13 protein-coding genes are annotated in these 14,491 nt (G+C 56.3%); 4 read left to right on the top strand and 9 right to left on the bottom strand.

Annotated elements, in window-relative coordinates; translation table 11 throughout:
• Nucleotides 1–13 precede the first annotated feature (13 nt).
• Entirely contained in the window at nt 14–2,911 is a 2,898-nt protein-coding gene (locus tag EQM14_RS11745; RefSeq protein ID WP_128743220.1) for an acyl-CoA dehydratase activase-related protein, read from the bottom strand.
• A 170-nt stretch (nt 2,912–3,081) separates the two neighbouring features.
• Here EQM14_RS11745 and pyrB point away from each other — a divergent pair, with 170 nt between their 5' ends.
• From pyrB to EQM14_RS11730, 3 genes are all read left to right on the top strand, one after another.
• Nucleotides 3,082–4,155: an aspartate carbamoyltransferase gene (gene pyrB, locus EQM14_RS11740; RefSeq protein ID WP_128743218.1), complete on the top strand. Its 1,074-nt coding sequence runs from the start codon at nt 3,082–3,084 to the stop codon at nt 4,153–4,155.
• An 86-nt stretch (nt 4,156–4,241) separates the two neighbouring features.
• Nucleotides 4,242–4,988: a YebC/PmpR family DNA-binding transcriptional regulator gene (locus tag EQM14_RS11735; protein ID WP_128743217.1), complete on the top strand. Its 747-nt coding sequence runs from the start codon at nt 4,242–4,244 to the stop codon at nt 4,986–4,988.
• Between the two features lie 43 nt (nt 4,989–5,031).
• Nucleotides 5,032–6,750: a PASTA domain-containing protein gene (locus tag EQM14_RS11730; protein ID WP_128743215.1), complete on the top strand. Its 1,719-nt coding sequence runs from the start codon at nt 5,032–5,034 to the stop codon at nt 6,748–6,750.
• A 69-nt stretch (nt 6,751–6,819) separates the two neighbouring features.
• Here the strand turns inward: EQM14_RS11730 and EQM14_RS11725 are convergent, their stop codons facing one another.
• The 6 genes from EQM14_RS11725 to EQM14_RS11700 form a co-directional block, all read right to left on the bottom strand.
• A complete protein-coding gene (locus EQM14_RS11725; protein WP_128743214.1) occupies nt 6,820–7,614 on the bottom strand; it encodes an amidohydrolase family protein in 795 nt (264 codons plus the stop codon).
• An 82-nt stretch (nt 7,615–7,696) separates the two neighbouring features.
• Nucleotides 7,697–7,957, bottom strand: coding sequence for a 30S ribosomal protein S18 (gene rpsR, locus EQM14_RS11720; protein WP_128743212.1), 261 nt, complete (start codon nt 7,955–7,957; stop codon nt 7,697–7,699).
• A gap of 47 nt (nt 7,958–8,004) precedes the next feature.
• Entirely contained in the window at nt 8,005–8,466 is a 462-nt protein-coding gene (locus EQM14_RS11715) for a single-stranded DNA-binding protein (RefSeq protein ID WP_128743210.1), read from the bottom strand.
• Between the two features lie 6 nt (nt 8,467–8,472).
• On the bottom strand, nt 8,473–8,820 hold the full coding sequence (rpsF, locus tag EQM14_RS11710) for a 30S ribosomal protein S6 (RefSeq protein WP_128743209.1): 348 nt from the start codon (nt 8,818–8,820) through the stop codon (nt 8,473–8,475).
• Between the two features lie 133 nt (nt 8,821–8,953).
• Nucleotides 8,954–9,829 (bottom strand): UTP--glucose-1-phosphate uridylyltransferase, encoded by an 876-nt coding sequence (locus EQM14_RS11705; RefSeq protein ID WP_128743208.1) that lies wholly within the window; start codon nt 9,827–9,829, stop codon nt 8,954–8,956.
• 11 nt (nt 9,830–9,840) lie between these two features.
• Entirely contained in the window at nt 9,841–10,893 is a 1,053-nt protein-coding gene (locus EQM14_RS11700) for an RING finger protein (protein ID WP_164919066.1), read from the bottom strand.
• A 199-nt stretch (nt 10,894–11,092) separates the two neighbouring features.
• On the opposite strand from EQM14_RS11700, the gene prfB reads away from it, so the two are divergent.
• Complete coding sequence (gene prfB, locus EQM14_RS11695; protein ID WP_128743206.1) at nt 11,093–12,220, top strand: peptide chain release factor 2; 1,128 nt, start codon at nt 11,093–11,095, stop codon at nt 12,218–12,220.
• A gap of 32 nt (nt 12,221–12,252) precedes the next feature.
• Here the strand turns inward: prfB and EQM14_RS11690 are convergent, their stop codons facing one another.
• Nucleotides 12,253–13,260 carry an ATP-binding protein gene (locus tag EQM14_RS11690; RefSeq protein ID WP_243112517.1) on the bottom strand — a complete coding sequence of 336 codons (1,008 nt, stop codon included), beginning with the start codon at nt 13,258–13,260 and terminating at the stop codon, nt 12,253–12,255.
• The gene (locus EQM14_RS11685; RefSeq protein WP_128743205.1) at nt 13,257–14,261 is read right to left on the bottom strand and encodes a DnaD domain protein; all 1,005 of its coding nucleotides are present in this window, start codon (nt 14,259–14,261) and stop codon (nt 13,257–13,259) included. Before EQM14_RS11685 ends, EQM14_RS11690 begins: the two co-directional genes overlap by 4 nt.
• Between the last annotated feature and the right edge of the window lie 230 nt (nt 14,262–14,491).

The following is a 14,491-nucleotide window of genomic DNA, read 5'->3' as shown; positions in this document are numbered from 1 at the left end:
CTTGCCGCACCTCCTACGCCTCCAGGGCGGCAAACAGGCTGCGCAGCCTGATCTTCACCGCGCCAAGGTTTGTGATTTCATCGATTTTGATCTGGGTGTAGATTTTGCCGCCCTCTTCCAGGATCCTGCGGACCTCGTCGGTCGTGATCGCGTCGACTCCGCAGCCGAAGGACACGAGCTGCACCAGGTTCATGTCGGGCCTTGTGCAGACGTATTTGGCCGCGGCGTACAGCCGGGCGTGGTAAGTCCACTGGTTCAGGACGTCCGTGTGAATTTTTCCGGCTCTGGGGCTGACGACGTCTTCCGTAATCACGGCGGCACCGAGGCTGACGATGAGCTTGTCGATTCCGTGGTTGATCTCCGGGTCGAGATGATACGGTCTGCCGCTCAGGACGATGATCGGCAGGTGCTCGCGCTCGGCCTCAAGAATCATTTCGTCGCCCTTCCGGCGGACTTGCTCCATATAGCGGTCATATTCCCCGTAAGCCGCTTTTGCAGCCTGTTTGACTTCGCGGACGGTGATGTCCGGAAAGCTTTTCTGAAGAACTCCGTGCATCTTGATCGGAAAGTCGTGTTTGCGGTGGATCCCCACATAGTCGTGGATGAAATTATAATCGGAAAGACTGCCCATGTTGGCCGCGATCACCTCGGGATAGTAGGCGACGACCGGACAGTTGTAATGGTTGTCGGAGATTCCCTCGTCGAAATTGTACGACATACAGGGGTAGAAGATGTTCCGGACCCCTGCGTCGATCAAAGCCTGCACATGCCCGTGCATCAGCTTTGCGGGAAAACAGACCGTGTCGGACGGAATGGTGCTCTGTCCGTTCAGGTACAGCTCGCGGTCCGAAAGGGGGGAGAGGACGACTTCAAATCCGAGGGAGGTGAAGAAGCGATGCCAGAACGGGAGCAGTTCGTACAGGTTCAGGCCCATCGGAATCCCGATCTTTCCCCGCGGTCCCGGCTCCGACGCACGGTAAGCGGACAGAAGATCCATCTTGAATGCCACCATATTGAGCTCGCTCTTCGCATTTTTTTTGGTGACCGGCTTTTCGCAGCGGTTGCCTCCGATAAAGCGCCGGTTTCCGCCGAAGATATTGATGGTCAGGCGGCAGTGGTTGCTGCACAGTCCGCAGTTGGTCACTTTCACCTCATGCTTGAAATCCTGAAGTTCCTCAAGGCCGATCAGCGAGCTTTCGCTTTTCGGCTTGCCCATAGCGTAGAGCGCCGCGCCGTAAGCGCCCATCAGGCCGGAGATGTCCGGGCGGGTGACCTCCACGCCGAGCTCCTTTTCAAAGACGCGAAGCACGGCGTCGTTCAGGAACGTGCCCCCCTGCACCACGATGTTCCGGCCGAGCTCTTCGGCGCTCGCGACGCGGATCACCTTGTAGATCGCGTTTTTCACCACGCTGACCGAAAGGCCCGCGGAGATGTCCTCCGTCGTCGCTCCGTCCTTCTGTGCCTGCTTGACCTGGGAGTTCATAAAGACGGTGCAGCGGGAACCGAGGTCCACGGGATGCTCCGCGAACAGGCCGAGCTTTGCGAATTCCGGTATCTCATAGCCGAGCGTGCTGGCGAACGTCTGCAAAAAGGAGCCGCACCCGGAGGAGCAGGCTTCGTTCAGGAAAATATTGTCCACCGCGCCGCCCCGGATCTTGAAGCATTTCATGTCCTGCCCGCCGATGTCGATGACGAAATCCACGTTCGGGCGGAAGTGCTTTGCGGCGGTGAAGTGGGCGACCGTTTCAACGATCCCGTAGTCGATGCCGAAAGCGTTTTTCAGCAGTTCTTCCCCATAGCCCGTCACGGCGCTTCCCGCGATGCGGAGATCCGGATGGTTCTGATAGACGCCGAGCAGGTAATCCCGGATGATCGGGACGGGATTGCCGGAATTGTTCTGATAGACGGAATCGAGGATTTCTCCGTCTTTGCCTAGCAGCACGGCTTTGACCGTGGTCGAACCCGCGTCGACGCCGAGCCAGACATCGCCGCGGTAGGACGCGATGTCTCCCCGCGGAGCCCTGCACTGTGCGTGCCGTTCGCGGAACGCCTCGTACTCCTCTTCATTCCGGAACAGAGGGGGAATGGAGAGAAAGCTTCCCGTGGAGCCGTATTTGCGGATCCGATCCAGCGCTTCCCCGAGGTTTGTCTCGACCGCGCCGCAGTATGCCGCGCCGATGGCGACGTAATAAAGGGAATCCTCCGGGCAGACGCCGGTCACTTTCAGAGCGCGGTCGAAACTGCCCCGCAGCTGCGGCAGGAACGTCAGCGGCCCGCCGAGATAGACCACCTTGCCGCGGATCGGGCGGCCCTGGGCCAGCCCGGCGATGGTCTGGTTTGCCACGGCGGCGAAGATGCTGGCGGAAATATCCGTCGTTCGGGCGCCCTGGTTCAGCAGGGGCTGGACATCCGATTTGGCAAAGACCCCGCAGCGCGATGCGATCGTATAGATTTTTTCATATTGAGAGGCGAGCCGGTCCATCTCCTCCAGCGACAGGTTCAGGAGGGTAGCCATCTGATCGATGAAGGCCCCCGTCCCGCCCGCGCAGGAGCCGTTCATGCGGACCTCCAGCCCGCCGGAAAGGAACAGGATCTTGGCGTCCTCGCCGCCGAGCTCAATAATCACGTCGGCGTCGGGAATCAGCCGGCCGACCGCGATGCGGGTCGCGTAGACTTCCTGGACGAACGGAAGACCGCACGTCTGGGAGATTCCCATTCCGGCAGAACCGGAAACAGTCAGCATCGCTGTTTCGTCCAGGTTGAATTCACGGCGGACTTTTTCCAGAAGCTCCGTCATTTTTTCCGTGATCTTGGAATAATGCCGTTGATAGGAACGATACAAGATCTTGCCGGATTCATCCATAACAATACATTTTATAGTGGTGGAACCAACGTCGAGTCCGATTTTCATTGCAACGCCCTGCCATTTCTCCAGTCGTTTCTGTGTTAACAACTCATTCTAATGCAATCATAGCAAATCTGTCAATAGATTCCCTTTAAAATTACAAAGCCGTCTTGTGCTTTTGCCGGAGCGATGTTAAAATATTACTCAATATATATAGAAAGCTCGGGGTGAAAGGGATGCAGCTTTACGATATGATAGACCTGGACCAGCTCTCGGTGGGAGAGATCAGGGAGCTGGTTGCTCTTGCCGATAGTATGCGCAAAAATCCGTGGGCCTATCGGGAATCCTGCCGCGGGAAAATCATGGCGACGCTGTTCTATGAACCGTCCACGCGCACCAAGATGTCGTTTCAGACCGCCATGTACCGCCTGGGAGGCGAAGTGATCGGCTTTGACAATCCGGAAAACACGTCGGTTTCCAAGGGGGAGAGCCTGAAGGACACGATCACGGTCGTCAGCGGATACGCGGATATCGTCGTCATGCGGAATCCGTGCGAGGGGGCGGCGGCGGCCGCGTCGCTGTATTCCAAATCCCCCATTATCAATGCGGGGGACGGGGGGCATCTTCATCCGACGCAGACTTTGACGGACCTTGTCACCCTTTCCAATGAAAAGGGAAGGCTGGACCACCTGAGAATCGGATTGTGCGGAGATCTGAAATACGGCAGAACCGTCCATTCGCTGATTCGGACGATGACCCGCTTTCCAGGCTCCTCCTTTGTGTTGATTTCCACCCCGGAGCTCGCTCTGCCGAAATACGTTCTGGACGTGATCGACGCCGCGGGCTGCACCTGTTCTGCCGCGGAAAGCCTGGAGCAGGCCCTGCCGGAATTGGACGTGCTGTATATGACCCGCATTCAGCAGGAACGTTTTTCAAGCCGGGAGGAGTACGAACGGCAAAAGGGCGTCTTTGTCCTGGACAGCGTGAAGCTCCGGAATGCAAAGCCGGACCTGAAAATTCTGCATCCGCTGCCCCGCGTGGATGAAATCTCCGTGGACGTGGACGGCGACCCGCGCGCTTCTTATTTTGAACAGACCGTCTATGGCGTTTACGCCAGAATGGCGCTGATCCTGACCATCCTGCAAAGCCGGGACCGGCCTCGGAAGAGGAAAATTCCGCACCCCACGCATCCGCACCGCTGCTCCAATCCCAAGTGCATCACGCAGACGGAACGCTACCTGCCGGGCCTTTTTACGGAGGTCGGAGACATGCTGCTGTGTTCCTACTGTGACAGCGGCACCCTGATTTGACCGGCCGCCGGTGCCGCCCTTGCCATTCCGCAAAAACTGTGCTATGATAAAAATCAAGCGCTATTGAAGTTTGGAGGACTTTTTTTATGTCGGGCCATTCAAAATGGAATAATATTAAACGAAAAAAAGAAAAAACAGATGGGGCCAAAGCGAAAGTTTTCACAAAAATAGGCCGTGAGCTCGCAGTGGCGGTCAAACAGGGCGGCGGGCCGGACCCCAATGCCAATTCCCGTCTGAGGGACTGCATCGCCAAGGCGAAAGCCGCCAATGTTCCGAACGACAACATCGAGAGGATCATCAAGAAGGCCGCGGGCGACGGAGACGAGAATAAGTACGAGACCATCCAGTACGAAGGATATGGTCCGAACGGCATCGCCGTGATTGTGGAGACCCTGACGGACAACCGCAACCGCACGGCGGGCGACATCCGGCACTACTTTGACAAATTCGGCGGCAACCTGGGGCAGAATGGCTGCGTTTCCTTTCTTTTTGAGCGAAAGGGAGTCATTCTGATCGAAAAAGAAGGGCTCGACGAAGACAAGGTCATGGAAGACGGGCTTGAAGCCGGCGCCTCCGATTTCCAATCCGATGAGGACGTTTTTGAGATCGACACGGAACCGGACGATTTCAGCGGCGTTCTGAGCGACCTTGAGAAAAAAGGATATGAATTTGTTTCCGCGGAGGTTGAAATGGTGCCGAGCACGACCGTAACAATGGAGGATCCGGATGCGGCCGCTAAAATGCAGCGTTTGCTCGATACCCTGGAAGACAACGACGACGTGCAGAATGTTTGGCACAATTGGGATAATTCGGATGAGGATGAAGAAAACTAAACAAGTGCGGCAACGGCCTTAACAACAGTTCGGAGGCGGCAATATGACTGATCCGGCAAATCTGTGTATGAACTGCATGTCCGAAAAAGAAGGCGGAGCGGCTTGCCCCCGCTGTGGCTGGCTTGGGGATGAGCCCCAGATGACGCATGCCCTTCCTCTGAAAACCATGCTGCAGAAACGGTATCTGGTCGGCGTTGCGAAAAAAAGCAATGGAGAGGGAATTATTTATATCGGCTACGACACCGTTCTGAATATTCCGATCGAGCTGCACGAGTTTTTTCCGCAGACGCTCAGCGAACGGGCTGCGAACGGCACGGATGTGCGCGTGGTCGGCGGCAGTGAAATCATTTTCAACGAGTCGTTTGCCCGGTTTTTAAGTTATTCCAGAGAGATCGCCCACATGCGCGAGCTTTCCGCCATTGTGCAGATTTATGATATCTTTGAAGAAAATCATACGGCTTATACGGTGTCCGAATGGAACGACAGCATTACGCTCCGCTATTTTGTGGAACGGAGCGGCGGAAGACTCAGCTGGAACGCTGCGAGGCAGCTGTTTATGCCCGTGCTTTCCGCGCTGAGCGTCCTTCACGCCCATTCCGTGGGCCACTTGGGGATTTCCCCCGATACTTTGTTTATTATGGAAGACGGCCGGATGAAACTCGGCGGTTTTTCGATCGGTTCGGTCCGGCAAATGGATACCGATCTTCCGCCGGACATGACGGATGGATGCGCGGCAATCGAACAGTACGTCATGGATTATCAGCCGAATGAAGCGACGGATGTTTACGGCTTTGCGGCCTCGCTGTTTTTTACCCTGACCGGGACCCTTCCGCCGGATGCGCTGAAGCGCCGGGGTGATTCGCGGCTGTTTATTCCCACGGCCGTGCTTCACACTTTGCCGCCCTATTTGGTCACGGCGCTGGCCAATGCGCTTCAGGTTTCACCGGACCGCCGGACGCCGACGTTTGAGCGCCTGAGGGTGGAGCTTTCCGCTGCTTCTTCCGTGACGGCCGCGCTGGAAGAAACCCGGCGGATCAGCCGGATGCCCGGCCGCATGGAAACGGGCGGGGCGGGTCCCGATGAGAAAAAAAAGCGCGAGCTGCCCGGCTTTGTCTGGGTTTTGGCCTCCTGCGCGGTCATGCTGATCGTGTTTACGGCGATCGGCATGTTCTGGATCAGCCGCACCCCGACCGACGACCGCGGACTGGCGGCGGGAGCCGCGACGGATGCTTCCGATTCTTCTTCGGCGGTTTTGCTGGAAAAGTCTTCGGCAGACCAGCTCGCGGATTCATCTGACGAAAACAAAATAACGGTTCCGAATCTGGTGGGACAGAACTACGATCAGTTTGTTGAGGACGTGTCTTCCAGTCAGGGAACGGACTATCAGATCCTTCTTTCGACCAGGCAGTTTTCCGATACGGTCCCGGAGGGATGCATTATTTCCCAGCAGCCGGCGGCAAACGGAAAGATGGCAAAAGGAACGGCGATTGTGGTGGTTGTCAGCGAGGGAGCGGCCGTGCGCACGCTGCCTGAAATTTCAGGTGAAACCTTGCCGGATGCTTCCGAGAATGTGACCTCTGCGGGATTCGTTCCCACGAAGGCGGAGGCGTACAGCGGTTCGGTGCCCTCCGGTCTGGTCATAGGGTATCAGAATGCGAAGGAAGGCAGCCAGATGGCGTATGGTTCCAAGGTGGTCATTGTCGTCAGCAAAGGGCCTAATCCGAATCCGTCCGCGTCGTCATCCGCTTCTTCCGCGGGGTGAACAGCAAAAAGAATGCCGGGGCAAAAGCCCCGGCATTCTTTTTGCTGTGGGATTGGCATCCCCGCAGCGTCATTTGGCGATCTTCAGGATTCGCACCGCGTTGTTCCAATAGATATTCTCTCTGTCCGCGCTGGGAAGATCCAGGTGTTCGATCCATCTGAATTCTTCCAGCGGGCTTTGCCATGGGCAGTCGCTTCCAAATAAAATACGCTCCGAACCGTGCTTCCTGACGATTCTGACGAACTGTTCCGGCGGGCAAAAAACATTTGAGAGCGAAGTGTCGAGATAGACGTTTTTCCCCGCAAGGACCTGCTCTGCCTCATCGCTCATTCTTGCGCCGCCCATATGGGCGGCGATGATCGTCAGATTGGGGAACAGGCGGGAGATTCTGGTGATGCCGGATGCCGCCGCGCGGGGGCTTCGCACGCTGTCCGGATCCCGCCCTACGTGAAAGGTGATCGGCAGGCCGAGGGAGGAGGCCGCCTCATAAATCGGGTAGAGCCTTGGCTCCGCAATCAGGAATTTCTGAGAATCGGGGTGAAGCTTTATGCCGTGCAGGCCGAGACGGGCAATCCGCAGGACTTCCTCCGCAGCGTCCGGCGCGTCCGGATGCACTGTTCCGAAGCAGAGGACGGAATCGGTTTGGACGGACGCGGCCCAGTCGTTGATCACCTTTTGCTGGCCCGGCTTTGTCGCGATATTGAGAGCCGTGAAAGCGGTAATTCCCCATTCCTTCATCTTTTGCTCGGTGTCGCCGACGGTCCCGTTTGTAATGGGCTGGTCACCGAACAGCAGAGCCAGGCGTGAGAGCGCCTTTTCTGCGATTTTGTCGCTGAACATATGAGCGTGCATGTCAAAGAGCATATGGCCGCCTCCTGAAAAAGGAAAACTGCTCTGGTACCGGTGTGAACCGGATTCCCAGAGCAGCCCGATTTTATCCGCTGAATCAGTCGCTGCTGAACGGAAGCAATGCAAGGTGGCGCGCACGCTTGATCGCGACCGTCAATTCGCGCTGATGATGAGCACAAGTGCCGGTAACTCTGCGGGGAAGAATCTTTGCCCGTTCCGAGACAAAGCGGCGCAGCTTTGCGACATCTTTGTAATCAATGGTTTCGACCTTGTCCACGCAGAAGCTGCAGACTTTTTTGCGGCCCTTGCGGCCGCCTCTGCGCTCCCTGACGGGTCTGTCGTTCTGATTGTCAGCCATGAGAAACCTCCTTATTCTATTTTACTTCAATCGGTTGTGTCAAAAGGTCAGAAGGGAAGATCATCATCGGATGGAATTTCCTCGAAATCACCTGTATCGCCGTTTGCATATGCGGGTGGCGGTGGCTCGATGTGGTCGTTCGCCGGATTTCCGGTTCTGGAATAACCGCCGGAAGAACCTCCGCTTTCCCGCTTCGGTTCCGCAAAATGGACATTGTCGGCAACAATCTCAACCGCTTTGCGCTTGTTTCCGTCTTTATCGGTGTAGGTCCGCGTCTGAATGGAACCTTGGACGGCGGCCAGCTGGCCTTTCCGGAAATATTTGCACACAAATTCAGCGTTGTTGCGCCACGCCACGACGTCGATAAAATCCGTCTGCCGATCGGTTCCGGCCTTTACATAGGATCGATCCACGGCGATGGTAAAACTGGTCACGGAAATCCCGTTCGGCGTGTGCCTCAGTTCCGGGTCTGCGACGAGCCTTCCCATCAGAACAGCGACATTCAGCATTTCAGGTCACGCTTCCTTTTTCTCTTCCGTCTTGTCCTTTTCAGGCTTAGCCTGATCCGGAGCTTCCTTTTTCACGATCAGGGAACGAAGCACGCCGTCCGTAATGTTGTAGACACGGTCCAGTTCCGCAGTGAATTCCGGGGAGCTGGTGAAAGCAATCAGCGTATAGTAGCCCTCTTCTTCCTTCTGGATCGGATAGGCCAGTCTGCGTTTGCCCCAATCGTCAACATTGTCGATGGTGGCGTGTTCCGCAATCAGATCCTTGAACTTCTGAATTGTGGAAGTAATCCCCTCTTCTCCCAATTTGGTGGAAAGAATAAAAACGGTTTCATAGGAATTCTTTACATCTGCCATTGTCAAAACACCTCCTTTTGGACTTATGGCCCCGGAACTGTGTCCGGAGCAAGGATAAAGCCGCAATAGCGGCTTAACAGGACTATTATATCAGCCGGCGGGAACTCCGTCAATAGAAAATTTGTAGCGGTTATTACAGGGTTTGGCAGATCTCTTTGAGATAAGCCCGGAATTCCCGCCCGATTTCGGGATGGTTCAGGCCGACTTCGACCTGGGCTTTCATGATCCCGAGCTTGTTGCCCATATCGTAGCGCGTCCCGGAATATTCGACCGCGATCATGCCGTCGCGGCGGGCGAGGGTGCGCATGGCGTCGGTCAGCTGAATCTCTCCGCCCGCGCCCGGGTCCGTGTGGTCCAGAATATCGAAAATTTCCGGAGTCAGAATGCAGCGCCCCAAAATGGAATAGAGGGAGAGAACCTGATCCGGCGAGGGCTTTTCCACCATGTCGGTGCAGGAAAACCAGTTGCCCCTCAGAGGTTCCACTTTCAGGGAGCTGTATTTCGAAATCGCCTCCTCAGAAACCATCTTGACTCCGAGGACGCCCTTGCCGTACTCCTCGTAAGCGCGGATCAGCTGTCCGCAGGCGGGGTCTTCCCCGATGACCACATCGTCGCCGTACAGCACTGCAAACGGCTCGTTTCCGACAAAGGACCTCGCGCAGCCGACCGCGTGGCCCAGGCCGCGCGTCTCCTTTTGCCGAACGAAAAAGAAATTCGCCTTGTGGGCGATCCCGACGATTTCGTTCAGGATTTCTTCCTTTTCGGGGCCGCTCTGCGTCAGCCTTGCCTCAAGCTCGGGGACGCGGTCGAAATGGTCTTCAATCAGCCCTTTGCCCCGGTTTGTGATGATTAAGATGTCCGTGATGCCGGAGCGCACAGCCTCTTCCACGATGTACTGAATCGCCGGCTTGTCCACAATGGGAAGCATTTCCTTTGGCATGGATTTTGTGGCGGGCAGGACTCTGGTGCCGAGTCCCGCCGCCGGAATAACGGCTTTTGTGACTTTCATGTTCGATTCTCCTAGTAAAAAATGGATGGGATATAGGAAAGAATGAAATAGCAGATCCCAAGACAGATGGCAAGGGAAAGATTGACCCCGCCCTCTTCCTGCATCCGTACAGCGTTATCGGATGGCCGTGTGGTTTCTTTCCGGATGGCCGTGATTTTACCGATGCAGTGCTTCAGATACATCCGGTTTGCGGAAAAACCGAAGACAAGCATCAGAATCAGCTGAGTCAGGAAGATCAAAGCCGGCACCGCCATCAGAGTCACCTGGTACGAAGGCAGCTTTTCAATCAATTCCATGAGCTTTTCAATCTGTTCGTTGCTTGGGGTGAGCGTGTCGCCGGTAATCCCGGTCTGCAGGAAAAGAAACTGGATGATCGGATTGAGAAAATGTTCGGTTACCCAGGCGGACGCTATGTACAGGCCGAACATGACCGCCGTGACGATGGAACCGGCTTTGTACAGCTTGCGGTAGAGCATCCACGCGCCCGGGAACAAAAAGGCGCAGAAGTTAAACCTGTTCCTTCTGAACCGTTTCAGGTTCATAAAAACAGTGAGATAGTACTGTGTGTTGGTTTGCACGAAACGGGCAACATCGCCGGCGGGAACGCCGTCGATCGTTTCATTCGGACCGGGGATCCCGGCGGCGGGATAGAACGGCGGCGGTCCTCCGGGAAAGCCGTTCTGGCCAAACGGGTTGCCGTCCGGCTGCCCTCCGGCAAACGGGGCGTTATTCTGCGGGACATAGGGAGGGGCCGCTCCGGGATCGTTCGGGCGCTTTCCCTCCAGAGACTGGCCGCATTGCTCGCAGAACAGCGCCTGGTCGGAATTGAAGGAACCGCAGCGAGGGCACCGTTTGGTCCGGCCCTGCTCCCCGGCCTCTTTTCCCTTACCGGGCGGTGCCCAGGCGTCCGGCGTTCCGTGCTTTTCTTCAAAAACACATTTCCCGGCCTCGGCGTAGCAGTGCCGGTGGTATGGTGCGCCGCAGATGGGGCAAACAACGATATCGTCTTCGGCAGTGAATGTCTTTCCGCATACCGGACAATTCAAACCGACATAATCAGTCATACAGGAGCCTCCTTTTAATAATTTCATTTTATAAAAAATTTAGGAAAACTTCAATGTTTTGCCCCATAAGTTTTCAACTAATTCATAAATTCACCTGTTTCCCAACATAAAATAGCGCGCGGGAGAAAGTAACTTTTGACTTTATCCTTAAAATATTCTATAATCAAACGAATGGAATTTATTCTGAAGGATGAATCAAATGCTGCAATATGAAGAACTGAGGCTTTCCCTCCAGGGCCTGGAGCCGGAGCTGAAGGAGTTAGCCGACGCGCTCGGCCTGGAAGGCATGCGCAAAGAGATCGCCGAGCTGGACCAAAAGGCGACCGCGCCGGATTTCTGGGACGATATGGAAAAATCCCAGAGGATTCTGCAGAGGTCCAGTTCGCTCAAGAATAAAATAGAATCATACGGACGCCTGAAATCCTCCTATGAGGACCTGATGGCGCTGATCGAGCTTGCGGACGAAGAAGGGGATCTTTCCCTGCTTCCGCAGGCGCAGCAGGAACTGGAACAGTTCCGCGCGGGACTGGATTCCATGCGCCTGACGACGCTGCTGACCGGCGAATACGACGCGAAGAACGCGATTTTGACGTTCCACGCGGGAGCGGGCGGCACGGAGGCGCAGGACTGGGCGGAGATGCTTTACCGCATGTACTGCCGCTGGGGCGAACGCCACGGATTCACCGTACAGACGCTGGACTATCTGGACGGGGAAGAGGCCGGCCTGAAAAGCGCCAGCATCCTGGTTGCCGGGGAGAACGCCTACGGCTTTCTGAAAGGGGAGTCCGGCGTCCACCGCCTGGTCCGGATTTCTCCGTTCGACGCCTCCGGGCGCAGGCACACCTCGTTTGCCTCGCTCGAGGTCATGCCGGAGATCGACGACACGATTGAAGTCGAAATCAACCCGGACGACATCAAAATCGATTATTTCCGTGCGAGCGGCGCCGGCGGGCAGAAGGTCAACAAGACGTCCTCCGCGGTCCGGCTGACCCATATTCCGACCGGCATCGTCGTCGCCTGCCAGGTGGAGCGCAGCCAGTACCAGAACCGCGACGTTGCCATGAGAATGCTCAAGTCAAAGCTGATGGAAATCAAGGAGAGGGAGCATTTGGAGCGGATCGAGGACATCAAGGGCGTGCAGAAGGAAATCGCGTGGGGCTCCCAGATCCGTTCCTACGTCTTTATGCCTTATACGTTGGCGAAGGACCACCGTACCGGATATGAGTCCGGCAACATCGACGCCGTGATGGACGGCGACCTGGACGGGTTTATCAACGCGTATCTGAAATCCCAGAGCAGGGAAAACACCGATTCCGAAAATAGGTAAACGCTTTCAAAATAAGGATGCCGGGAGCATCCTTATTTTTTTCCGTGCTGAACGAGGAGCCGCTGCATCCTGTTGTCATGGCCGAGAAACATCAGGCGAACATAGCTTCCGGCGACGCGGGAGGCGAACCGGTCGGAATACCGGTCCTGAAGCTCGCGCATAGACAGGTTGGTGCTGATGATGGTCGGCCTGCGAAGCAGCAGTCTCGTGTTGACAATGTTGTACACCGCAGCAATGGAAAAAGAACTTCGGAATTCCGTCCCGAGGTCATCCAGAATCAGAAGGTCGCAGGATTCCAGAAGACTGCCGGAATCACCGGTTTCATCCCGACCGAAATGTTCGTTTTCCAGCCGGGCGATCAGATTGTTGACGGAGCAGTAGACGACGCCGAATCCTTTTTGAAGCACCTCATTCGCAATCGAGAGTGAAAGGTGGGTCTTGCCCAGCCCGGTAGCGCCCTGCATGATCAGGTTCTGCGAAGAGGCGGGGGAGAAGGCCTCGGCGTATTTCCGGCAGTTTTCCAGAATTTCGCGCATCGCGCTCCGAGGGGAGCGGCCGGGGCCCTGTTCAACTCTGTCGGGGTAATATTCAAGCGAAAAACTCTCGAATGTTGAGAGCGAAAGAGGCGTCAGAGCGTTCAGCCTGCGGTAAGCTTCCTCGCGCAGCAAGTCTTTCAGGCAGGAACACATTTTGCCGTCGACGTAGCCCATATCTCTGCATTTTTTGCATCGGTACGCCGGCTCCAGGTCTTCTTCTGTCATATTTGCCGACCGCAGCAGCTCGTTCCACTGGGAACGGAGCCGTAAGTTTTCCGCCCGGAGAAGTTCCAGCTGCTCCCTCGCATTTTTTCCGCCGAGCACGGCTTTTGCGGCGCGCACGGCGGTTTTAGCGAGGCGCTGTTCCAACTTCTGAGCTTCGGGGCAGACGCTGTAAAAAACGGTCCGGCGCTTTTCCTGCAGCAGCTCGGCTTCCCGGCGGCGCTCCCGCAGGATCCGGTCCGCGGCTTCGTAGACTTCCCGATCGTATCCCGTCAGAATCACTTCCTGTCGAAATTGTCAAATATTCCCGAGCGTTCGAACTCATCCAGCTCCTGGGAGAGGGGACTGCCCTTGCTGTCCCTGCGTGCCGCCGCCCGTTCCATCGTCTCCCTCTGTGCCTGCTGCACAGTTGAAATATTCGCTTTTTTCCAGCGCTCCAGAATCCGGTTCATGTAGCTTGCGCTGAACTTTCCGGTCGCGTCCACGGCCCGGTCGTATGCCTCGCGGATCATGTCGCCGCCGAATTTCCACTGCGCGACCCAGGTGTCCGCAAACGCCTCCTCTTTCGAAGAGGGTGAACGGTGGGGCATTCCCAGCGCCTGCTCCACCTGCCGCCAGGCTTGCCGGCACTCGGTCAGGCGAAGGAGCTTCTCCTCCGCCCTTTCGTGGGTGTTGATTTCCTCATCCGCCCAGTTCATCGCTGTTTTTTCTATGTAACGCATGTTCGCCTTCCCAATGCTTGCGGCATACTGAAGCAGCATGATGATCACATCGCTGGGCAGACCGAACTCGTCGTGGATCATCAAAAGCGTCGCGGATTCCCCGCCCGAAATCAGCCGCCCCAGAACCTGCTGTGCGGACTGCATCAGACAGGAAATATCCGTCGATTCCTCAATCCGCTTTGCGACGAACCCGCTGTCCGGTTTCTGCGGGCGGGAAAGCACGCGCCGCGTTTCCGCCGCGGGAGCTGGCTTGGCCGTTTCCCCGGCCGGCTGGCTGGGGGCTTGTGTTTCCGGCCTTGCCGGTTTAGCAGATTCCGCCGTTCCGCCCGAGGAAAACAGCCCGGCTTCCTGCCAGTAGAGCAGCGCGTCTCTTACGTCGGCCCGCTCGATGCCCAGCGCCGAGGCGATATCCTGCGCCTCGAACGGCTCTCCCGCATGGCGCAGAGTCCAGAGAAGAACCTTGAGCTGCACGGACCCGGCCAGCTTCAGATTTTGATCGACGACGGAGCAGGGAACCGCAAAAACCGAATTCCAAGCTCCCAGATTTATCGAATAACTCATTTTATCCCTACCTGTGATTCGTATGTCAAACGTATTATAACATGAACCGCGAAGCCGGAGAAAACGTGATCGGCCCGCAATCATGGTTCAGTGTTCTCTCAGGTGTCGGAAGCTTTGCTTCCGCTTCCGCCGTGAGGTTATTATAACATAAACCCGACGAAATAGAAAACATGGAAAATGCCCATGGGATTTTTTATTGTTCCGGCTTGACAAACCGAGGCATTTTGGCT

It is taken from the genome of Caproiciproducens sp. NJN-50 (genome assembly GCF_004103755.1).
Taxonomy (GTDB): Bacteria; Bacillota; Clostridia; order Oscillospirales; family Acutalibacteraceae; genus Caproicibacter.
The sequence above is the reverse complement of the archived record's forward strand: the minus strand, read 5'-3'. Positions and strand labels throughout refer to the sequence as shown.

Coding starts and splice junctions, on each gene's coding strand:
- EQM14_RS11745 (WP_128743220.1), bottom strand. CDS start 2,911: ATGAAAATCGGACTCGACGTTGGTTCCACCACTATAAAATGTATTGTT.
- pyrB (WP_128743218.1), top strand. CDS start 3,082: ATGCAGCTTTACGATATGATAGACCTGGACCAGCTCTCGGTGGGAGAG.
- EQM14_RS11735 (WP_128743217.1), top strand. CDS start 4,242: ATGTCGGGCCATTCAAAATGGAATAATATTAAACGAAAAAAAGAAAAA.
- EQM14_RS11730 (WP_128743215.1), top strand. CDS start 5,032: ATGACTGATCCGGCAAATCTGTGTATGAACTGCATGTCCGAAAAAGAA.
- EQM14_RS11725 (WP_128743214.1), bottom strand. CDS start 7,614: ATGCTCTTTGACATGCACGCTCATATGTTCAGCGACAAAATCGCAGAA.
- rpsR (WP_128743212.1), bottom strand. CDS start 7,957: ATGGCTGACAATCAGAACGACAGACCCGTCAGGGAGCGCAGAGGCGGC.
- EQM14_RS11715 (WP_128743210.1), bottom strand. CDS start 8,466: ATGCTGAATGTCGCTGTTCTGATGGGAAGGCTCGTCGCAGACCCGGAA.
- rpsF (WP_128743209.1), bottom strand. CDS start 8,820: ATGGCAGATGTAAAGAATTCCTATGAAACCGTTTTTATTCTTTCCACC.
- EQM14_RS11705 (WP_128743208.1), bottom strand. CDS start 9,829: ATGAAAGTCACAAAAGCCGTTATTCCGGCGGCGGGACTCGGCACCAGA.
- EQM14_RS11700 (WP_164919066.1), bottom strand. CDS start 10,893: ATGACTGATTATGTCGGTTTGAATTGTCCGGTATGCGGAAAGACATTC.
- prfB (WP_128743206.1), top strand. CDS start 11,093: ATGCTGCAATATGAAGAACTGAGGCTTTCCCTCCAGGGCCTGGAGCCG.
- EQM14_RS11685 (WP_128743205.1), bottom strand. CDS start 14,261: ATGAGTTATTCGATAAATCTGGGAGCTTGGAATTCGGTTTTTGCGGTT.